Annotated in this window: 23 protein-coding genes and 1 riboswitch; of the genes, 22 read left to right on the top strand and 1 reads right to left on the bottom strand. The window is 37.8% G+C overall.

Features of this window, described 5'->3' with window-relative positions; genetic code table 11:
- Nucleotide 1 precedes the first annotated feature (1 nt).
- The 12 genes from J2S74_RS04530 (at nucleotide 2) to J2S74_RS04475 (ending at nucleotide 10,606) form a co-directional block, all read left to right on the top strand.
- Nucleotides 2-358, top strand: coding sequence for a Rieske (2Fe-2S) protein (locus tag J2S74_RS04530; RefSeq protein ID WP_307322397.1), 357 nt, complete (start codon nucleotides 2-4; stop codon nucleotides 356-358).
- A 25-nt stretch (nucleotides 359-383) separates the two neighbouring features.
- Nucleotides 384-1,847, top strand: a complete 1,464-nt coding sequence (gene betB, locus J2S74_RS04525) for a betaine-aldehyde dehydrogenase (protein ID WP_307323154.1) — start codon at nucleotides 384-386, stop codon at nucleotides 1,845-1,847.
- A 378-nt stretch (nucleotides 1,848-2,225) separates the two neighbouring features.
- Nucleotides 2,226-3,446, top strand: coding sequence for a quaternary amine ABC transporter ATP-binding protein (locus J2S74_RS04520; protein ID WP_307322395.1), 1,221 nt, complete (start codon nucleotides 2,226-2,228; stop codon nucleotides 3,444-3,446).
- Nucleotides 3,443-4,294 (top strand): ABC transporter permease, encoded by an 852-nt coding sequence (locus J2S74_RS04515; protein ID WP_307322393.1) that lies wholly within the window; start codon nucleotides 3,443-3,445, stop codon nucleotides 4,292-4,294. Before J2S74_RS04520 ends, J2S74_RS04515 begins: the two co-directional genes overlap by 4 nt.
- Nucleotides 4,291-5,178, top strand: a complete 888-nt coding sequence (locus J2S74_RS04510; RefSeq protein WP_307322391.1) for a glycine betaine ABC transporter substrate-binding protein — start codon at nucleotides 4,291-4,293, stop codon at nucleotides 5,176-5,178. Before J2S74_RS04515 ends, J2S74_RS04510 begins: the two co-directional genes overlap by 4 nt.
- A 225-nt stretch (nucleotides 5,179-5,403) precedes the next feature.
- The gene (locus tag J2S74_RS04505) at nucleotides 5,404-5,727 is read left to right on the top strand and encodes an RNA polymerase sigma factor (RefSeq protein WP_307322388.1); all 324 of its coding nucleotides are present in this window, start codon (nucleotides 5,404-5,406) and stop codon (nucleotides 5,725-5,727) included.
- Nucleotides 5,728-5,853: 126 nt separating this feature from the next.
- Nucleotides 5,854-6,480, top strand: a complete 627-nt coding sequence (locus J2S74_RS04500) for a hypothetical protein (protein WP_307322387.1) — start codon at nucleotides 5,854-5,856, stop codon at nucleotides 6,478-6,480.
- A complete protein-coding gene (locus tag J2S74_RS04495; RefSeq protein ID WP_307322385.1) occupies nucleotides 6,464-7,342 on the top strand; it encodes an ABC transporter ATP-binding protein in 879 nt (292 codons plus the stop codon). The genes J2S74_RS04500 and J2S74_RS04495 overlap by 17 nt, the downstream gene beginning before the upstream one ends.
- Nucleotides 7,335-8,486, top strand: coding sequence for a hypothetical protein (locus J2S74_RS04490; protein ID WP_307322383.1), 1,152 nt, complete (start codon nucleotides 7,335-7,337; stop codon nucleotides 8,484-8,486). Before J2S74_RS04495 ends, J2S74_RS04490 begins: the two co-directional genes overlap by 8 nt.
- Nucleotides 8,487-9,047: 561 nt before the next feature.
- Entirely contained in the window at nucleotides 9,048-9,371 is a 324-nt protein-coding gene (locus J2S74_RS04485; protein WP_307322381.1) for an NUDIX hydrolase, read from the top strand.
- 193 nt (nucleotides 9,372-9,564) lie between these two features.
- Nucleotides 9,565-10,077: a GrpB family protein gene (locus tag J2S74_RS04480; RefSeq protein WP_307322380.1), complete on the top strand. Its 513-nt coding sequence runs from the start codon at nucleotides 9,565-9,567 to the stop codon at nucleotides 10,075-10,077.
- A 10-nt stretch (nucleotides 10,078-10,087) separates the two neighbouring features.
- Nucleotides 10,088-10,606, top strand: coding sequence for a GNAT family N-acetyltransferase (locus J2S74_RS04475; RefSeq protein ID WP_307322376.1), 519 nt, complete (start codon nucleotides 10,088-10,090; stop codon nucleotides 10,604-10,606).
- Between the two features lie 177 nt (nucleotides 10,607-10,783).
- Here J2S74_RS04475 and J2S74_RS04470 read toward each other — a convergent pair whose 3' ends face one another.
- Nucleotides 10,784-12,583 (bottom strand): ABC transporter substrate-binding protein, encoded by a 1,800-nt coding sequence (locus tag J2S74_RS04470; protein WP_307322373.1) that lies wholly within the window; start codon nucleotides 12,581-12,583, stop codon nucleotides 10,784-10,786.
- A gap of 263 nt (nucleotides 12,584-12,846) precedes the next feature.
- On the opposite strand from J2S74_RS04470, the gene J2S74_RS04465 reads away from it, so the two are divergent.
- The 10 genes from J2S74_RS04465 (at nucleotide 12,847) to J2S74_RS04420 (ending at nucleotide 20,873) form a co-directional block, all read left to right on the top strand.
- Complete coding sequence (locus J2S74_RS04465; protein WP_307322370.1) at nucleotides 12,847-14,097, top strand: MFS transporter; 1,251 nt, start codon at nucleotides 12,847-12,849, stop codon at nucleotides 14,095-14,097.
- Between the two features lie 172 nt (nucleotides 14,098-14,269).
- Nucleotides 14,270-14,355, top strand: a riboswitch (cyclic di-GMP riboswitch).
- A 114-nt stretch (nucleotides 14,356-14,469) separates the two neighbouring features.
- Nucleotides 14,470-16,221: a methyl-accepting chemotaxis protein gene (locus tag J2S74_RS04460; RefSeq protein ID WP_307322369.1), complete on the top strand. Its 1,752-nt coding sequence runs from the start codon at nucleotides 14,470-14,472 to the stop codon at nucleotides 16,219-16,221.
- Nucleotides 16,222-16,235: 14 nt separating this feature from the next.
- Nucleotides 16,236-16,544: an STAS domain-containing protein gene (locus J2S74_RS04455; protein WP_307322367.1), complete on the top strand. Its 309-nt coding sequence runs from the start codon at nucleotides 16,236-16,238 to the stop codon at nucleotides 16,542-16,544.
- Between the two features lie 60 nt (nucleotides 16,545-16,604).
- Nucleotides 16,605-17,078 (top strand): FosM family fosfomycin resistance protein, encoded by a 474-nt coding sequence (fosM, locus tag J2S74_RS04450; protein ID WP_370875972.1) that lies wholly within the window; start codon nucleotides 16,605-16,607, stop codon nucleotides 17,076-17,078.
- A gap of 61 nt (nucleotides 17,079-17,139) precedes the next feature.
- Nucleotides 17,140-17,694: a histidine phosphatase family protein gene (locus J2S74_RS04445; RefSeq protein WP_307322363.1), complete on the top strand. Its 555-nt coding sequence runs from the start codon at nucleotides 17,140-17,142 to the stop codon at nucleotides 17,692-17,694.
- A gap of 115 nt (nucleotides 17,695-17,809) precedes the next feature.
- Entirely contained in the window at nucleotides 17,810-18,979 is a 1,170-nt protein-coding gene (locus J2S74_RS04440; protein WP_307322361.1) for a sulfite reductase subunit alpha, read from the top strand.
- Between the two features lie 246 nt (nucleotides 18,980-19,225).
- Nucleotides 19,226-19,684: a hypothetical protein gene (locus J2S74_RS04435; RefSeq protein WP_307322358.1), complete on the top strand. Its 459-nt coding sequence runs from the start codon at nucleotides 19,226-19,228 to the stop codon at nucleotides 19,682-19,684.
- 319 nt (nucleotides 19,685-20,003) lie between these two features.
- On the top strand, nucleotides 20,004-20,348 hold the full coding sequence (locus J2S74_RS04430) for a hypothetical protein (protein ID WP_307322356.1): 345 nt from the start codon (nucleotides 20,004-20,006) through the stop codon (nucleotides 20,346-20,348).
- Between the two features lie 125 nt (nucleotides 20,349-20,473).
- Nucleotides 20,474-20,662 (top strand): hypothetical protein, encoded by a 189-nt coding sequence (locus tag J2S74_RS04425; protein WP_307322353.1) that lies wholly within the window; start codon nucleotides 20,474-20,476, stop codon nucleotides 20,660-20,662.
- 79 nt (nucleotides 20,663-20,741) lie between these two features.
- On the top strand, nucleotides 20,742-20,873 hold the full coding sequence (locus J2S74_RS04420; RefSeq protein WP_307322352.1) for a hypothetical protein: 132 nt from the start codon (nucleotides 20,742-20,744) through the stop codon (nucleotides 20,871-20,873).
- Nucleotides 20,874-20,982: the final 109 nt, after the last annotated feature.

Here is a 20,982-nt window from a genome sequence, read left to right as displayed (position 1 = left end):
AATGAGGACAGTTGTTTGTAACAAAAATGATATGGCCCCTGGAGATATGAAAGAGGCCACATTAGGGAGAGCATCCATTGTCATTTGCAGAACATCCGATGGGGAGTTCTACGCTTTTGCTAATCGTTGTATTCATCAAGGAGCACCATTATCGAAAGGGAAGCTTTGTGGTGCACCGGAACCTACAGATAAGGTTGGCGAATACAAGTTTTGCAGAGAAGGGGAAATTATTCGCTGCCCATGGCATGGAAGGGAATTTGATGCAAAAAACGAAGGTCGTACCTTATCCAACCCTAAATTTAAGTTAAAGGAATATAAGGTAGAAATCGAAGAAGACCAGGTAGTTGTTTATAAATAAATCGGAGTAAATCGAGGTGAATACTATGTTAAAAATGTTCATCAATGGGAAATGGGAAGAGTCCCTTTCTGGGGAAACTCGTGAAATTATCAACCCATTTAATCAAGATGTGATTACACTTGCAACAGAAGGAAATCGCTTGGATGCACAAAGGGCCATAAAAGCAGCTAGAGAAGCCTTTGATACAGGTGAATGGAGAGACGTTTCTAGTGTGGAAAGGGGACATCTCCTATTTCAAGTGGCAGAGAAAATAAGGGAATATAAGGATGAACTTTCCCACCTTGAAACCTTAGATACGGGAAAAACATTAGAGGAAAGTAAAGCAGATATGGATGATATTGCTGGCGTGTTCCAGTACTATGCAGGTTTAGCGGATAAAGATACGGGGGATGTAATAGAGTCACCCATTCCAAACTCTATAAGTAGAGTCGTAAGGGAACCCGTTGGTGTTTGTGGTCAAATAACACCATGGAATTATCCTCTTCTACAAGCATCTTGGAAGCTTGCCCCTGCCCTTGCAGTCGGAAATACGATCGTTTTAAAGCCAAGTGAGATTACTCCATTGACCACCATTAAAATGGCGGAGATATTTGAAGAAGTAGGATTTCCTCCAGGAGTGATTAATATTGTTTTAGGATCTGGTGCCACTGTTGGTGCCGAATTATCCGAGAACCCTGATGTGGATCTCATCTCCTTTACTGGTGGTGGGAATACGGGGAGAAAAATTATGCAGGCAGCCTCCGGCAATTTTAAAAAGATTTCCTTAGAATTAGGAGGCAAAAACCCAAACGTTGTCTTTGCCGATGCCCATATGGAAACAGCAGTTGATTATGCATTAAATGCCGTTTTCTTTCATTCAGGACAAGTATGCTCAGCTGGTGCACGATTACTCGTTGAATCCACTATTCACGACGAGTTTATTGAAAAACTGAAGGAGAAGGCGAGTAAGATTCGTATGGGAAGCGGATTAGACGAAAAAACACAAATGGGACCTGTCATTTCCAAAGAACACTTAGAGAAAATTGAAGACTTTATTCAACTAGGGAAAGAAGAAGGGGCTGAACTTGTTTTAGGTGGGAAACGTCCAGAAAATCCTGCATTACAACAAGGGTTCTTTATGGAACCTACCATTTTTACAAACTGTCATACTCGTATGCGGATCGTGCAGGAGGAAGTATTTGGCCCTGTCTTAACGGTGGAAACATTTGATACGGAAGAACAAGCCATTAAACTAGCCAATGATAGTGTTTATGGTTTAGCAGGAGCCGTTTGGACACAAGATGGGAATCGTGCAGAGAGGGTTGTTAAACAGTTACGAATGGGAACCACGTGGATCAATGACTTTCATCCTTATTTTCCACAAGCTCCTTGGGGTGGCTATAAACAATCTGGAATTGGCAGAGAACTCGGGTCTGCGGGTCTTGAGGAATATACAGAATTAAAACATATCTATACAAACCTTCAGCCACAACCAATGGGTTGGTTTTAGTAAAAGTACGGAGATTTTTGAGGCTGGGACAAAAGTATTTTTACTAATAAGAAATCCAAACAAAACTAGATGTAGGTTGCAATCTACCCGCTTCGGAAATATACTTCGCTAAGGTAGTGTATTGTTCGTATTTCCGATTAAACACTTTAGTTATGTCCCAGCCTCGATCCTACATAATTTTTTATAACAAATTTAATTATTGAGAAAAGTAGTAAATTTATTATTAATTAATAATAATTATTTAAAAAATATTATTATAATCAATGGAAATACTATTTTTTCCCTATATTCGTGCTAAATCACGAATATGTCCTTTGAACTTTAATCGATTATCGTGATAGCATATTAAAGTGTTATGGAAAGGAGGTTAATAAAACGTTGAAAAATAAAGTAGAAGTGAAGCAAGTAACCAAGTTATTTGGTACGAGAAAAAAGGAAGCAATTAGTAAGCTGATTGAAGGGAAGTCGAAGGAAGAAATACTTAAATCAACAGGTGTTACGGTAGGTGTTAACCAGGCATCATTCGATGTAAAGCCTGGAGAAATATTTGTTATTATGGGACTTTCCGGCAGTGGGAAATCAACGTTAATTCGGTTGATTAACCGATTGATTGAGCCAACCTCAGGGGAAATTCTTATTGATGGGCAAAACATTGTTACTATGAATCAAAAAGAACTACTGAATACCCGGAGAAAGAAACTTGCCATGGTATTTCAGAAATTTGCCCTATTTTCCCATCGAACCGTCCTTGAAAATGTTGCTTACGGACTAGAAGTGCAAGGATATGATAAGGAAGAACGTTTAAAAAGGGCTCAGGAATCGATTAACGTTGTTGGTCTAGGTGGCTATGAAAACCAATACCCGGATCAATTAAGCGGTGGTATGCAGCAGCGAGTCGGATTGGCAAGGGCCTTGGCAAATGACTCGGATATTTTATTAATGGATGAAGCGTTCAGTGCATTAGATCCTCTCATTCGTAAAGATATGCAGGATGAGTTATTACAGCTTCAGGAAAAATTGAATAAAACGATTATATTTATTACCCATGATCTGGACGAAGCACTGAAGCTTGGAGATCGCATTGCCATCATGAAAGACGGGGAAATTGTTCAAATAGGTACATCAGAACAAATTATGAAGGAACCTGCGGATGATTATGTATCCACCTTTGTCCAAGATGTAGATCGGTCAAAAGTTTTTGTGGCTGAAAATGTAATGCTTAAGCCGGATGCAATAGCTACGTGGAAAGATGGACCCCGAGTTGCCATTCGTAAAATGAAGGAGAAAGGTATTTCTAGTATTTTTGTGATGGGTAAAGATCAAACCCTAAAAGGATTGTTAACCATTGATAATGCAGTACAAGCAGTCAATGAAGACCGTTGGGTGGAAGACTACTTAACTACGGAATATCCTACTACCGCTCCAGATACACCACTAACGGAACTGATTCAAATTGCTTCAGAGTCAAAATATCCAATTGCCGTTGTTGATCAGGAGAAGTTAAAAGGAATTATCGTTCGAGTTTCCATTCTTTCAGGATTAGTACTTGGGAAAGAAAACGTTGCAGTGGAGGAAGAAAAGGAGGTGAATGTATCATGAATTATTTTCACTTTCCTTTGGAAAAATGGACAAACACCTTTGTAGATGATTTCTTATTACCCATATTTGGCCTGTTGTTTGATTTGTTGAGTACATATATTGGTAGTTTTATAGGGTTGGTAATCAATTTTCTCACTTGGATCCCACCAGAAATCATAACCATTACTATCGTTATTTTAGCGTGGCGCATTGCAGGGAAAGGGGTTGCCATCTTTAGTTTACTAGGTTTCCTTTACCTTGGTTCTGTTGGTTTATGGGACTTAGGGATGCAAACCTTAGCCATTGTTTTAGTGGCAACACTGTTTTCCATTATCGTTGGTATTCCAGTGGGGATATTAAGTGCTAAATATTCGGCGGTAGATAAGGCGGTACGTCCTATACTTGATTTCATGCAAACTTTACCTAGTTTTGTATATTTAATTCCTGCCATTTTATTATTTGGCCTTGGAGGTGTTCCTGCGGTCATCTCTACCTTTATATTTGCTACTCCGCCTTGTGTTAGATTAACAGCTCTAGGCATAAGGCAGGTACCAACGGAAGTTATTGAAGCAGCGAAGGCCTTTGGTTCCACCTCTTCGCAAATGTTATTTAAAGTGCAATTACCATTAGCCGTTCCGACGATTATGGCCGGAATTAACCAGACAATTATGTTAGCCTTATCCATGGCGGTAATCGCATCTATGATCGGTGCACCTGGACTTGGTAATGAAGTTTTATCAGGAATTTCAAGGGTTAACGTAGGGCAAGGGTTAGTCGGCGGTTTAGGTATTGTTGTGTTAGCAATAATGCTAGATCGTATTACCCAAGGTATAAATGAAAAAACGAAAAGAGGAGAGAGAACAACGTGAAGAAAGTTAGTCTCATTTTTATAACTGTTTTATTAACAGCTATTCTTGCCGCATGTGGGGAAGAGGAAGCTACAGGAGGAAATAACGAAGGCGGAGTCGATCGTAATGTAACGATTACATTAGGTGTTACACCTTGGACAAGCACTATTCCACCAACGTATATCGTAAAAGAAATTTTAGAAGATTTAGGGTACCAAGTAGAATTAATGTCTGCGGATGCTGGTGGAGTATTTGCTGGTCTTGCACGTGGAGATATTGATGTATTTATGGATTCTTGGTTACCGGATATGCACCGAAACTTTATGGAGCGTTACGGCGATGACCTGGTAGAACTTTCTGTAAGCTATACGGAAGGAGAGTTAGGCTGGGTTGTACCAACGTATATGGAAGACATTAACTCTATGGAAGATTTAATTGGGAATGAAGATATCATTCATGACAATACGGTTTATGGTATTGAAGAAGGTGCTCCAATGGGAGAAACTTCACGAGCAATGATTGAAGATTTTGGTCTTAATTTAGAATATATGCCATCAAGTGAAGGTGGCATGCTTGCCCAGGCGCAACGTATTATTGCCGATGAAGAACCGGTTATCTTCTTGGGCTGGAGACCACACCCAATGTTTGTTAACTTTGACCTTAAAGTATTAGAAGGTCAAGAAGGTTATTTTGATACTTCCGAAGTACGAGTGATCGGAAATGCTGTCCTACAAGAAAAAGCACCAGAGGTTTATGACTTCTTAAGTAATTGGAGTATCGACGTTTCCGATATTGAAGAAATGATCATCGAATATGATGAAAATGGTGTTCCTGAAGAGGAAATGGCGAGAACTTGGATCGAAAACAATCAAGACAAAGTCGATGAAATGTTAGGAAACAACTAATCTACATGAATAAAAGTGAACGGGCTTATTATAAGTTACAGCAGCGTATGTCACTTTTTAACAGGAACTTTACTTAATTGAAATCACGCTCCTTTGAAAAGTAACTTGATTTGTATGCAAGTAATTTTTATTTTAAAATAAATACTTTTTTAGCAGAGCTTAGGATCATCTGGATCCTAAGCTATTTTTTTGTAAAAGTATTTTTTGGGAAGTTTTTAAATCTTTTTGAAAAACTTTTCGTTAATATTAGTAGAGGAAGTAGAAATACAGGTGGTGATCAAGGTGCCGATAGATGAGGAATTAATTGAAGAAATTAAAAATGGAAGTCAAGCAGCAATGGAAGTACTAATAAAAAAACAGTATAAAACGATTTTTGCCTATGTGTATCGAAAAGTAGGAGATTACCATCTTGCATATGATATGACCCAAGAGGTTTTCATAAAAATGATGAAGTCGATCAACGAGTATAAAGGAGGAGGAAAATTTCAGCATTGGTTGTTGAAGATTGCCGTGAATCATTGCCGGGATTACTTTCGCAGCAGTGCTTAGCTTTCCCACTATCTTGTTAAATACCCGGATGAACAAAAAATCGATGCAACGATTGATACGTTACGCCAATATGTTCCAGAACGGAAAAAACAATCTATGACTCTTCTGGAGCGTTTCATCCAAATAGTGAAGAGGTCAACGGAGGAGGTCTCCGTCGTAAGTAAATCCTACTGGATTACCAGTATGGTACTTTTTCTAGTTGGTTATTTCCTAACGAACTATGGAGCCTATAATCCGTTATTTACCCTTGTCTTGCTAGCGCCGATCCCATTTATTTTTGGTTTACTAGAGGTTTTTAAAGGAAGGGAGCAAGGGTTGTTGGAAATGGAAATGGCCTGTAAGTTCTCTGCCCATGAAATTATTCTCGCGCGACTATTTCTGGTGGGGATGTACAACATCACTTTAAATAGTCTCCTCGCGGTTAGTTTTGTTCCCCTAGTGGATTCCACGACTATTTGGGAGATGTTCCTGATCTGGTTCACCCCATTTACTATTTTTGCTGCCTTGGCACTGGCTTTAAGTATGCGGTTTAGGGGAACGGTATTTGTTACGACATTCTTTTCTCTGTGGCTGATTTTTATTGGCTTGCTCTTAAATCATCATGCTTGGACAGCGCACTTTTTCAATGCTAATACGGTCATGTACTTTCTATTGATGGGGGTTGGGATGTTACTATTGGCTATTCAAGTGAGGATGTTAATTCGGAAATATTCTACTTACGAGGAGGGAAGGACCCTTGAGGCTAACTATTGAAAATCTATCAAAGGAATATAAAGAGAAGAAGGCGGTTTGTGGTTTTTCAGGGGAATTGACAGATGGGGTGTATGCCCTCCTAGGACCAAATGGAGCAGGAAAAACCACGCTTATGCGCATGCTAGCAGATATTTTGAAGCCTTCATCGGGAAGAATTCTCTATAATGGCAGGGACATTTCCTTGATGGGGGATGATTACAGAGATATATTAGGATATTTGCCCCAAGAATTTGGGTTATATAAGAACTTCACTACGGAACGTTTTTTAATGTATTTTGCCAGCTTAAAGGGTTTAGATAAAAATCAAGCGAAGAGTAGGGTTAACGAAGTTTTGGCGTTAGTGAATTTGACGGAGGAGCGGAAACGGAAGACAGGGACATTTTCCGGAGGCATGAAACGAAGGTTAGGAATTGCCCAAGCCTTGTTAAATGATCCGAAGATTCTGATTGTGGATGAGCCTACGGCCGGATTGGATCCAAAGGAGCGGATTCGCTTTAGGAATCTATTATCGGAAATCTCAGGAGAGCGGATTGTCCTCCTATCCACGCACATTGTCTCAGACATTGAATATATAGCAAAGGAAATCCTTCTCTTGAAGGAGGGGGAACTGATCCAACGAAATGATGTGGAAGGATTGCTGGAGTTAATGGGTGGGAAGGTTTGGAAAGTAACGGTCACCCAAGAGGAGTTAGGATCCCTCCAGAAGACGTTTAAAGTGGGAAATATTCATCGTAAAGCGTCAGGTATAGAGCTTCGAATTGTTAGCGGGGACAGGCCGCTACCAAATGCAACGGAAGTTCAACCTTCTTTAGAGGATGTGTATTTGTATTATTTTGATGAGGAGGCGGTCGGCGTTGTATAGTAACGAGTGTTATAAAATTTTTACAAGGAAAAGTATTTACATCGTCTTATTCTTTGTTATCCTCACCATGTATTATGGAGATTTGATTTATCCTGGGGACATGCCCATGAATGAAGGAGTGTATGAGGAACTTCACGAAGCCTGGGGCGGCCCTGTAACCGATGAAAAAATTGCATTAGCACGTGAAGAGATGGGCTTATCTGATAGTGGAGAAAAAGCTAGTGCTAGTTTCGAAGACATGGCAGCAGCGGAAGTGCATTTTATGGTGGCTATTGCTGGGATGAATCGAGACCGATTAAATGAGCGTATCGAAAACTTGAGTGGCGAACTGGCCCACTTATCCAGTGGATCTTATGAATATAGAGTGGCAAGCAAAGAATGGAGCATGCTTCAGGAGCTTAATGAGCCCCATGGTTTTTTTCTTATTCGGGCATGGCGTGGGATGTTTGATTTTATTGAACCTGTTTCCGGGGTTATCTTTCTATCCACATTGATCCTATTAGGGTTAACCCCAGTGTTTGCTGACGAATACACGAAACGAACGGCTGATTTAATTTTGGCTACGAAACATGGGAAGAGACGAATTGTTTCGGTGAAAATTATGGCCGCCATAACGTATATATTTGTTCTCTTTATTCTATTGCATTTTGTCAACCTCGTATTTCAATGGGGCAAGTTTGGTGGATTCCAAGGCTGGAATGCTCCCATTCAAAGCTTACCTGGAGGATTATCAATAGATTTGTTATACGAACAATCTCCATACGGATGGGAAGTTTGGCAGTTTTTTATCCTTTCCTTCACGATCCAATTTTTTGCCTGTGTGGCCTTTGGAATTCTAGTATTGTTCCTTTCTGTTGTTTGGAAAAATTCCATGATTGCCTTCTTCATAAGTGGAGCATTATTGGGAATTCCCTTCATGATCCAGCAAATAGGCTTAAATCGCGGGGCCTTCCAATACGTTTCTAGTTTTAATTACAGTGAACTCATGAAGGCTGCCACTTTATTTGAACAATTTAAAGTGTATAATGTGCTGGGGTATCCAATTCTCTACCCACCGTTGATTTTGGGAATATTCCTTGTCCTGACATCAGTGCTTACTTATTTAATTTATTATAGATTTAGATATCAGCAAGTTGTGAATTAAAAAAAGTATAGGAGATGTGTCTTAATTGTGACAATAGCAAGTAAAGCAGCTGTTTTGGATAGTAAAATCAACATAAGGAGTAAAGGTTATAAGTAAATAACTCCATAATTTGTTAGATTAGACCATATTCGAAAAGATTATGGTTTTTTTATGATCTTTAAATAGAAATGAAGACACCAATATTGAAATCAGCAAGTTGTGAGTTAAAAAAATAGTAGGAGTCGATGAAGATATGTGTCCAACTTGTGACAGCGGCAAGTAAAGTAGCTGTTTCGGATAGTAAAGCACTCATTTCCGCTAGTAAAGTATCTTAAACGGCAAGTAAACTCCTCAAATCGGATAGTAAAACAATATAGGGAACAGATGCTTTGATAAAAGGACGAATAATATGATAGGTTAAACCATATTTGAGTGCGAAAAGTGTTCTTTTTCACATTGAACAGGTAATTAATGTTAAACTTTTGATAGATTGATAATATCGTAGGGGATAACCATACAGGCAGGGTAGAAATTTGGTTAAGATTTGTGAAAGTTAATTTTATCAGTAGGAAGGGATGCTGGATGTTTGAATATACTATTTGTTTTATCAGACAAGGAGAAAATATTTTATTGCTAAATAGGGAAAAGAATGCGTGGATGGGGGCATGGAACGGTGTCGGCGGCAAAATCAACAGAGAAGAAACACCTCTTGACTGCATTATACGTGAAGTAAAGGAAGAGACAGGAATAGAATTAGAGATTGATAGGGTGAAGTATAAAGGGGATGTAACTTGGACTAATCCAAAAGGTTCCTACTACGGTGGTATGCACCTATTTATTGCGGACTTACAAGAAGAATATGCATTTCCTACACCGATAAAAGTGGAAGAAGGGATATTAGATTAGAAGAGCCTATCCTGGATTCTTCACCCCGATAACAAAGGGATTGCTAATCTTAAGTACTATCTAACTACCCTTTTTGAAGACGAAGGGATTTATCAGCATAATTTCACTTATGACGGTAACCATGTTCATTCTTTTCATTCGGTACTATTACAAGAAGCAATGCTATCAAAATAATGAGAGGGAGAACTTTGTAATGCGTAAAGTGGAAGTATGTGCCTATAACGAAGCTTGGCTCATCATGTTTAAAGAAGAAGAAAATAAACTAGCTAACATTTTCGAAGATGAGTTGGTTGCTCTTCACCACATTGGAAGCACAGCGGTCCGCGGACTCCAAGCAAAACCGATTATAGACATCATGCCCGTCGTGAGAGACATTGAAAAAGTAGATAATTACAACCAAGCAATGATAGAAATTGGGTATGAACCAAGGGGAGAGAATGGTATTCCTAAACGTCGCTACTTTCAAAAGGGTGGTGACAATCGTACTCATCACGTACATATTTTTCAAGTAGGAAGTGAAGATATTACAAGACATTTAGCTTTCCGTGAATATCTAAGTACCTTTCCGCAGGTTAAAAAAGAGTACGGCGAATTAAAACAATCACTGGCTCAACAATTTCCATACGAAATAGCAGCATACATTGAAGGAAAGGATGGCTTTGTGAAGGAGATGGAGCAACGGGCACTGAAATGGTATCAAAAGTGAGGTGTTTTTTTTGAAAGTAAGAAAAGCCGTTTTAACGGATGCATCTGGAGTTGCGAAAGTCCATGTGGACAGTTGGAGAACGACCTATAAAGGTATTATACCTGATGAATATTTAACTAATTTGACTTACGAAGGTCGGGAGCAAATTTGGAAAAATAATATACCGAAGGGCAATGTTTTTGTCGCTGAAAATGAGAAAGGGGAAATTATTGGATTTTCCACTGGTGGAAAAGAAAGAAGCGGAGAGTACCAGGGGTTTAAAGGCGAACTTTACGCCATCTACATAGTAAAAGAATCCCAAGGGCAAGGGATTGGAAGGTTGCTTGTAAAACCAATTATGGAAGAATTAGAGAAATCCGGTATTCATTCCATGCTTGTTTTAGTGTTGGAAGATAATCAATCCCGGCTGTTTTACGAATCATTAGGCGCTAAAGTAATCGACAAAGTAGAGATTGAGATTGCCGGAAAGAAGCTTAAAGAATTAGTTTATGGGTGGGAAAATATTAGAACAATTATGGTAAAGATATAGTTTCTCTATGTGGGGAAACCTTATAAAAAACCTTATAAATGAAGAACGGAAATCTTACTGTGAATTTAATGAAAACCAAATCACGTTCATAGTTCAATAAACGCGAAAGGAAGAAAGCTCGAGTCCAACGCGTTTATTGATTTTTTTTCAATGATAACGATAGGAAGTTTTAAAAGGTTACTTAAACCATAAATCTTTATAATTCACCCTCCCAAAGCCTTCTAAGCTGACTCCTTGTAGTTGGGAGTTACTGTTCACATTAATCGCATGACTTCGATGGTAAAGATGAATAATCGCAAAATCCCCTTTGATCATACGTTCAAGCTCGAGTAAATAGCCCATCTGTCTATCCATATCTGGCTCTTGTACCACTTTCATTAGTTGACTTTCTATTACACTCCCTAATTCTTTACCCATTAAATTTTTCACAAAGCTGGCTGGCATTTGTAAATAACGATAGAAGGAATAGACAATGTCGTTTCCGAAAGCCACTCCGCCAATAATCATATCCGCTTTTTTCCTAGTTTGTTCCCTTAAGAGATCATTAATGGGCACAACATGGACATCGACCATAATCCCCACTTTCTCACACTGTTCTTTGATCCAGAATGCTTCCTTCCGAACAGAAGCATTCTTCCTTAATTGGGTTGCATAAAGTGTTAGTGTCTCTCCTGAATAGCCAGCCTCATGAAGTAGTTCCTTCGACTTATCTGGGTTATATTGGTTTACATATGTCTTATCCGTTTCATTTATTAGTTGACTATCTGCAGGGAAGATATGTTTTCCTCCTAAAAAATCGCAAAGGGCATCCTTATCAATAGCATAGTTAATGGCTTCTCTAACCTTGATAGATTGATGTGGTCCACCTTTAAATAAATTAAAAGTTATATATGTTGCCCCTTCTTCAGGTTGTTGAACTTCCTCCCAATACATAGGGCTGTTCTTCTCGGAAACATCATGGGAAAAATAGTCAGTAAAATCACGTTTGGTAGTCTGATCTAAATCGGCTAAGGTGATAATTTCCACGCGGTCCAAATGGGGGCGTCCCTTAAAGTAATGCTGATGGGCATCCAGTCTTATCATAGACTCATCATGTTTTGTAATCTTAAAAGGTCCAGTTCCTGTTGGTAGTTTCGTGAATCCTTCCCTTGCATTTTGATAAATTTCAAGGGGTATAATGGATAATTGTTTGTGACATAATGCGTGTGGAAATAAATAATCAGGCTTGAATAAGGTGAATTCCACCATCCACGTTTTTACAACGTCAACACTACGTATATTCCTTATCATTGATTTGTTATGAAACGCGGTTTCTTTCAGCCTTTGAAACGATTGAACAATGTCATTTGCTGTTAATTCCCTTCCATGGTGAAAATAAACTCCCTTTCTCAAATAAAATCGCCATTTCATCCCGTCCTCGCTAGATTCGTAGTGATGAGCCAAGTGCGGCTCCACTGATTTCGTCTGTAGATTATAAACGAGGAGTGTATCAAATATATGATCAACTAAATGGTTTTCATGTATGGAATTAATATGGGCGGGATCTAAATGAACAATAGAATAATAAAAAGGGTAGCGTAAGATATCTAATTGTTCATCTTGATGACTTTCTTCTATGTAGCCAAACTGATTCACGAGCCAGTCATTTAATAGTTGCTGATAAGGTGGACCCACTGAACTTATTGTTTGGAGCCCCTCTTTATAGCGCCCGGATCGAATATGAGATTTAGCGACTTCAAAAAGGACTTCCCCTTTGTTTTTCAAAAAGGTAAGTGTCGGTCGCTTTCCCCTGCCGTAGGCTACTTTCCAATTAATCCAGTTTTGATTGTGCATTTCCTTCATTATCTTCTTTGTGTACCTAGGTGTGCAGCATAAAATATCGGCTAATTCATCAATGGTTATGGTAAAATCCTCGTTTTCTACCGTATTCCCTAGACTATCCCTCAGTTGAAGATAATGTTCCGTTAATTTCATCATGTTCTCATCCCTTACTATTGGAGTTTAAAAAGGTGAACAATTATAAATTAATTGTACACTTTTTAGTCACCTTTTCCACAGATAAAATTTGATTTGTAAAAGGCTATTTAGCAAACTTAATTTTTTTAATTCGTTACGAAGTTTGTCTCTAGAAATGCATGAACCACGAGCGAGAGAGGAGAATTTCGCGTTTCAAAAGCGTTATTTTAAAACAACAATCTATACTAAAAGATCCTTGTAAAAAGATTTAGGGAGTGATGAACATGAAAGCAGCAGTGAAAGAAAAAGTCAATGAACCAGTGGGAAATGGAAACAAGTCATTATGGAGAAACAGCCAGTTTTTGCTCCTTTTAACCGGTAGTTCCATATCTAACTTAACCTTTTATATCTTTACCTTGGCATTGCCAATTATTATTTATGATTTAACCCAGTCCACATTGGCAATGGGAACGATGCGGGGAATTGAATTTTTACCAAATTTGTTATTAGCCATTTTTGTCGGAGTTCTCGTGGATCGGTTTAATCGAAAATATGTATTGCTGAGTGCCGCAAGTATACAAGCACTTTCCATATTAGGGATTATTATCTTTTTAATGTCCTCCAATATTCAGTTATGGCATCTTTATCTTTTTGGATTTATTCTTTATACAGCAGGGTACACATTTGGCAATGCCTATCATACGGTCCTCCCTTTAATGGTAGATAAGAATCAATTGACCTCAGCTAATTCCATTATCTCGTTTATTCGTACTACCGTAAGCTTAGTCGGCCCAGCCTTTGCTGGGATTATATTAGTGGCCATGAATTATGTTTACGGACTTTCCATAACCCTCATAGGTTTATTATTCCTATTATTGTTCACTAGCTTTTTAAGGCTTCCACTTGAGGAAAAATCGGATGTAACGAAAACAAATAATAGTATTTTCAAAGATATTAAAGAAGGCTGGAACAGTCTTATAGAAAATAGGGAGCTGTGGAATCTAACGATCATGGTGCTCCTAAGTAATATCGCCTCAGCAGCAACACTAGCAGTCCTTATTTTCTTCGCATTAGATGTCATGAATGTAATGGAAACACAAATGGGTCTCATTCTTTCCAGTTCCGCAGTTGGAGGATTGCTAGCTGCCATCATTGCAAAGAAAATTACGCGGTGGATCAATCGGGGATCACTATTCCTCCTAGCGTTAGGTTTAGAGAGTATCGGCTATGTCATTTTGTTTTTGTCAATGGATTGGTATTGGCTTGCCATAGGGATGTTTTTTAATGGTTTTACTGGAGGATTAATCAATATTCACTACTTCACACTTCGGCAGGAAACAACCCCTAATCATTTATTAGGTCGTGTAGCGGGTACCTCTTCCACCATCATGAAGCTTGCAGTTCCATTTGCATTTATAGGGGTAGGAGCTTTAGGAGAGGTTATACCAGTCCATTTTATATTCTTAGGTTCAGCTATAATCACAGGCATGATCATTTTGTACTTAAGGAAAACCCCTGTTGTAAAAATGAAGTAATCCTTTGAAACCGGCAGGAAAGCAATGTATTTGCATACCAATAATGGGTCTTTTCTACCGCGATTAAGATATTTCAAAGAACCTCTTTTCTTTTTTGTTGAATTATATCTATTATTGTAATGTGCTTTGTTTTTCTATGTTTAAAGTTTAAAATTTAATATTCTATTTCTATCTTTGAAAAAGGCAAACCTTGCGAAAGCTGGGGACGCAAAGCTACGGGCCTAAAGTATACGTTACAATGGCAGCCGAGTTACCAAAATGGATAGGTTGTTAGTAAAGTTCCTGCAAAACCTTTACCAGCTCACCAGTCTTTTTTGGTGAGCTTTTTCTAGAGATTAGAATTGATTTTATGAGATATTGGAGTGATCGTTTTTGAAAAGTTTAAGGTTGAAGATACTTAGTGGCTTTGGATTAGTGGTGCTGACTGTTTTAGTTATGGGGATTTTTGGATACATCGGGATCTCAAACTATACAGACGATGTAAGGAAAATGGTGGAAGAGGAATATGAATTATTAAAAGCTGCAGAAGAAATGAAGCATAATGTTACATACCGAGTTGTGACAGCCCGAGGTTATATTTTATATGGAGATCCGGAACTAGCAAAAGAGTTTGAGGAACTCACAGAATACTCTATTGCAACACAAGAAATGTTACTTGAAAGCTTTGGGAATGATCCTGAATATGCCGATGCTATTGCTGCAGCAGATGAGCGAACAGCAAGGTGGAGAACCTTAATTACGGATGAAGTTGTTCCAACGTTTGATGATCATAATGGTGTATTTGGGAATGGGAATCCTGATCAATATTCCCATACCTTTAAAAGACCTTCCTTTGAACATACGATTGATATAATGGAAGAATTTTGTACTGTTTATGCAATGGAAGCAATTGAAGCATGGCAGGTGATATTTGACTTACAGGATGCCAAAATTGTAGAGCTTGAAAAGGATTTACTACAAAACGGTCAGCTATTACAGTGGACATTTATCCTCATTACCATTGCTGCCATCGTGATCGCGATTACAGCTGCACTTATTATTGCAAATATGATTGTAAACCCTATTTCCTCCGCGGCAACTCGTTTAGAGGATGTAGCTAACGGGGACCTTACAGGAGAACCATTAGCGGTTAAATCTAAGGACGAAGTAGGAAAGTTAACAGAAAGCTTAAACGAAATGGTTGAAAACTTAAGGGGGCTTGTTGGTGAGGTAGAAAGCTCCGCACGAACTCTCGCTTCTTCTTCAGATTATATGGCAGCTTCCAGTGAGGAAGTTACCAATGCCATAAATAGTATATCCAATAATAGTCAAGTTACATCAACAGATGCGGAGAAGGGAAACTGTACAATGCTAGAAGTATCGGCAACCCTGTTAGAACTCTCTTCCTTAATTCAAATTGCGAAAGAAAAGTCCTATTCTTCTGCTAAAAATTCTAAGAGTACCTATGAGACGGCTAATGTTGGGAAAAAGACAGTGGAAGATGCCATTAAATGTATGGAAAATATTAAATTATCAACGGATGAAACAGAAAAGTTTATTCAAACGTTAAATGAGTATACAGGGGCAATAAAAACAATTACGGATATGATAACAAACATTTCTGATCAAACGAATTTATTAGCATTAAATGCAGCAATTGAAGCAGCTCGAGCAGGAGAAGCAGGGAAAGGTTTTGCAGTTGTAGCGGATGAAGTTAAGAAATTGGCGGAACAGTCCAGTCAAGGTGCAACAAAAGTGGCGGAATTGATCTTACAAATCTCCAATAGCACAAGTGATGCAGTACTAGCTATTAAAGAAAGTAAATCACAAGTGGATCAAGGTTCATCTATTGTAAGTGTATGTGGTGATTCATTAGAAGAAATTCTTAAAGCAGTTAAGAAAACCGTAAATGATATTGAAAGTATTTCTGAGGTTACGAGTGAAGAAATTGCATCATCTGAGAAAATTGTAGAACTTATTGACACCCTTGCAGCTGGTATTGAAAATACCTCCATCAATGCTCAAGAGACCTCAGCATCATCTGAGGAAACGAAATCAGCTATGGAATCCGTCGCGGCCACCGCCAGCGAAACGAATGAATTAGCACAATCTTTAAGAGAGTCTATCGATAAATTCAAAATATAAAAGGAATGATAGGAATGTCTCATTCTACAGATATACGAGATAACAAGGTAATTGTTCATTTAAGTGGGGCTATCTATTCAAAAGAAGCAGCCTTATTACGAGAGGACTTAATTCACTATATTACTAAGGGGTATTACCGTTTTCTTTTTGACTTTAGCCAAGTAAATGATATAGATAGTACTGGGCTAGGTGTGATTGTTACTGTAAGAAAACGTGCGATTGCTAATGGAGGCAGTGTCGTTGTGAATGATCTCCCCCCGAGAGCAAAGGAATTGTTTAACCGAACAAGATTAAACAAAATTTTAGCAACTAGTAACGTCTAGATCTATTATAAAAACCGGGCTACGTATAGTACGTAGCTCCTTTTTATTCGACATAAAATGATGTTAAAATTTAATTATGATAACCCTTATAGAAACGTTGAGGTGGTATACTTGAAAATAAAAGGTCTGAATCATTCTTTATTCTCTGTATCTGATTTAGAAAAGTCTATTGATTTTTATCGTAATGTATTTGATGCGAGATTGTTAGTAAAAGGGAAAAGTACTGCCTATTTTGATTTAAATGGTATGTGGCTTGCCCTGAATGTAGAAGAGAATATCCCTCGGACAGAAATACATAAGTCTTACACACACATAGCTTTTTCCATTGAGGAAAAGGATTTTGAGAGTGTATATCAGAAGCTCATAGATTGGAAGGTTAATATTTTACCAAGTCGTGCTAGGGATGAACGGGACAAAAAATCGATTTACTTTACGGATCCAGATGGTCATAAATTCGAATTTCATACTGGTACCTTACAAGATAGATTGGATTATTATAAACAGGAAAAAGGACACATGGAGTTTTACAATTGACGGGAATCCTTCCTTGTTTCTACGAAGTCTATATAATTTAAATAGAATTGGAGTGAGATAATTGACTACTATCTATGTTGTAAGACATTGTGAAGCGGAAGGACAACCTCCAGAGGCATCACTTACTGAAAAAGGCTTTAACGAAGCAAAAGACTTAGCAAATTTTTTTTCAAATGTTAGGATTGACCGAATCCTTTCCAGTCCATTTAAAAGGGCTATTCAATCCATACAACCACTAGCTGAAAAGTTAGAAATTGACGTTGAAATTAATAACGGATTGGCCGAGCGGACCCTAAGTACAATAAATATGCCTGATTGGTTAGAGAAGATAAAGGAAACTTACGAGGACATGGATTTGAAATATAAAGGTGGGGAGTCAAGCAAGGAAGCAATGGACCGAATCGTGAACGTTGTAGAGAAAGCCCTAATCAGTGAATCACAGAATATAGTAATAGTAACACACGGAAATATCATGTCCTTACTTCTAAGATATTATAACAGAAACTTTGGGTTTAATGAGTGGAGTGACCTTACTAATCCTGATGTATATATGTTAAAATTAGAAAATAATAAGGTGAACTATGAACGTTTATGGCAAAAAAACTCGAATAAGTAGGTAACACAATTATTCAAGATCATTTTCTTAGAAAACCAACCTATTTTTTCTTGAGAAACAGCCCATGATTGTTCTTATATTTAAAGATGTGTAAAATAATATAGGGGTGAAGTATATGCAAATTCTCGTTGACAAAACAAAGGAGAAAAAAATGCCAGAATATTCAAGAACAAATCCATTTCAAGCAAAGGTACTCAAAAATATTAATTTAAATCGTGAGGGTTCAAGTAAGGAAACAAGACATATGGAGTTATCTCTAGAAGGTTCAGGATTTTCCTATGTTCCAGGTGATACCCTAGGAATTGTTCCAGAAAATGATCCAGAACTAGTGGGTGCCCTTCTTTCGGAAATGAATTGGGACGGCGAAGAGACAGTAACCATTAATAAACAAGGAGAAACACTTCCATTAAAGGAAGCATTGACTGACTACTTCGAAATTACCTTATTGACAAAGAAGACCCTACAAAAGGCGTCAGAATTGACGGATAACGAAGAGTTAAAAAACCTCGTAGATAAGGAAAACGCAAGTCAGTTGAAGGAGTATATCGACGGACGTGATTTACTTGATATGTTACGTGACTTTGGTCCATGGAACTGCTCTTCCCAGGACATCGTATCCCTTTTAAGAAAGATCCCGCCGCGTCTTTATTCTATTGCTAGCAGTCTTGCAGCACATCCAAATGAGGTGCATTTAACCATTGGTGCTGTACGCTATACGGCACACGGACGAGAGCGAAACGGAGTTTGTTCCGTTCAATGTGCGGAACGTGTTCATGAAGGTGATACACTACCAGTATTTGTTCAAGTGAATAAACACTTTAGACTCCCTGAGTCAGAAGAGGCAGACATTATCATGATTGGTCCAGGAACAGGAATCGCGCCATTCCGTTCCTTTATTGAAGAACGAGCAGTAAATAAAGTCAGTGGAAGATCATGGTTATTCTTCGGAGACCGTTACTCATCAACAGACTTCCTATATCAGGACGAGTTAGAAAAGTATCAAGAGGAAGGTGTCCTAACAAAGCTAGACACTGCGTTTTCCCGTGATACCACTGAAAAAGTTTACGTACAGCACAAAATGTTGGAAAACAGCCAAGAAATATATCACTGGCTACGAGACGGGGCCTATTTCTACGTTTGTGGAGATAAGGAGTATATGGCAAAAGATGTCCATGAAGCATTAATTACGATTATTGAAAAAGAAGGAAACATGAGCCGTGAAGAAGCGGAAGAACAGTTAGCAACCATGAAGAAAGAAAAACGTTACCAGAGAGATGTTTATTAATAAAGGCTGTGCTTTAACTTCATATGTTATTAAGTGAACATTGTCAGCTAAAAGGAAAAAACTAACACTTTTATAAAAAGGGTAGCAGCGTTGTCTGTTACCCTTTTTAGATTTTCTCGAATACACGCATGCAAAAAAGACATTTCTTCCCTACAAGCAGTTACTGAAACATTCATTTAATTTTTTTGAGGCAAAATTAGGTAAAAGACATAGGATATATGGAAATCAAAAAAGTAGGTGAATGTAATGTATTATTCTTATCGGCAGGATTGGTCGTCTGTTCTGGAGTTGTTAAGCCAAAGTTTACATGGGGAAGAAATGGTTTGTTCCATGAGTTCGCAATTATATCATATCCCGGAAACGGAAGATTTAGAAGGGAATCGACAAATGCATGAACATCTTTATGATGCTTCGTATCACCGAGTCACGGCATTGGGTAGTGCCAAGCGACTACAGGGTAGCGAGTCTCACGAGTCGATTATAAAAACGTTGGTTTCTTGTGTAGACAGTGCATTGGATGCAGATCAAGAAGTAACGAAGTGGCTATATGTCATGAGGGACAATGCCCCGGCTGACTTTAAAGAATTTATCCAAACGATCATCAGCTGGCAGCAGTATACGGAAAATACATTAAAAATGGCACAGGAGCAATTAAGACAAATGGGGTATGAACCGGAAAATCAAGACGCCAATAGTGGCTATTAATTCCTACAACATTCTATCCCCACGTTAACAAAAGGTAGCATTCTTTTATAAAGGAATGCTCTTTTTATTGCCTTGTAAAAGGAAAATAATGCTAAACTATACTAAAATAAAAACACGAAATCAAAGGCTAGCTTTTTATAAGGTTTAGTGTGAGAAATAAAAACAAGGGACTTTCCTTAACACTGTGAAACTTTTTACTATTTATAACGTAGATAATTTTAATGGTGATTTTAGGAAACAACATTAGGAACAAAGTAATTTACTTTTACTAATCATATTAAAAAAACGGAATAGGGCAAGCGCTTGTGGGGGAAGAATTATGATGAAACTACCATTTTTATTAATGTTTATTATTTTATCAAATATGGGAATAGTTGTTACTGAAAAAGAAATCGAAGAAAGAAAGGAGGCAATGTTTCCTGACTCCAAGGCAAGTGAAAGGTTTGAAGAAAATGAATTTAAAGAATTCTTTGAGCAAGCCGCAATACTAGGGGTATCTTCCGAAGAATACTTTAAAGTTTGGGAGGATATTTCTATTACCACAGTAGCTTATATGGATCAATATGTCTATGAAAATTTTGGTGAACCAGCTAACCCGGAAGATATTGAATTTGGGAACCAGAAAGTAAATGAACATATTGATAGCTTATTCGAGGGAAATTAATATTTAAATGAAATTAGAGACGGCAGAGGATATTGTAACTACTCTCGTTAAAGTAATGGGGAGAATACTAAAATAGTAGTTTGTTTATGCAAAGGGAATGTCGCCGATTAGAAGGGGGAAATAAAATGAAGGATAAATTATTATTAGTAATTGTATTAACGTGTATTTTAGGTTCTGTGCTGGTAAGTAGTCTGGAATTCCTTAGTTACACTTTTAAAGCAATCTTCTACGCTATTTCAATGACAGTTTTACTTATAATCGGAAACGTAGTTTTATTTAAATATTTCAGGAGAGGGAATGAAGGAAGTATTTAAGAGGTCGTTTACAAGTAATGGTTAATTTGAAAGCTGACTAAGTAATTACTACTATTGTTCAAGTAAAGGAGAGAGGGAAATGGTTATATTTTGGATTATCGCTTTTGGTTTGTTAATGTCTACGCTATTTGCAATTGAACGTAAATTGAATAAGGCAAATGAACAAAAAAAAGAGATTATAGAATTACTGAAACAATTGAAAGATAAATAGGTCATTCTTCTTAGTAATATCGTGAATACATAATTAGAGTTTAAAAAACAACGCTATTTGCGAAGTCATGAATTGATTTTGAAAGGTAGAAATAGCCAAGAAAACAACA

The organism is Evansella vedderi (genome assembly GCF_030813435.1).
Classification (GTDB): Bacteria; Bacillota; Bacilli; order Bacillales; family Salisediminibacteriaceae; genus Evansella; species Evansella vedderi.
Note: the sequence above shows the minus strand (reverse complement) of the source record. Positions and strands in the feature narration are given on the sequence as shown.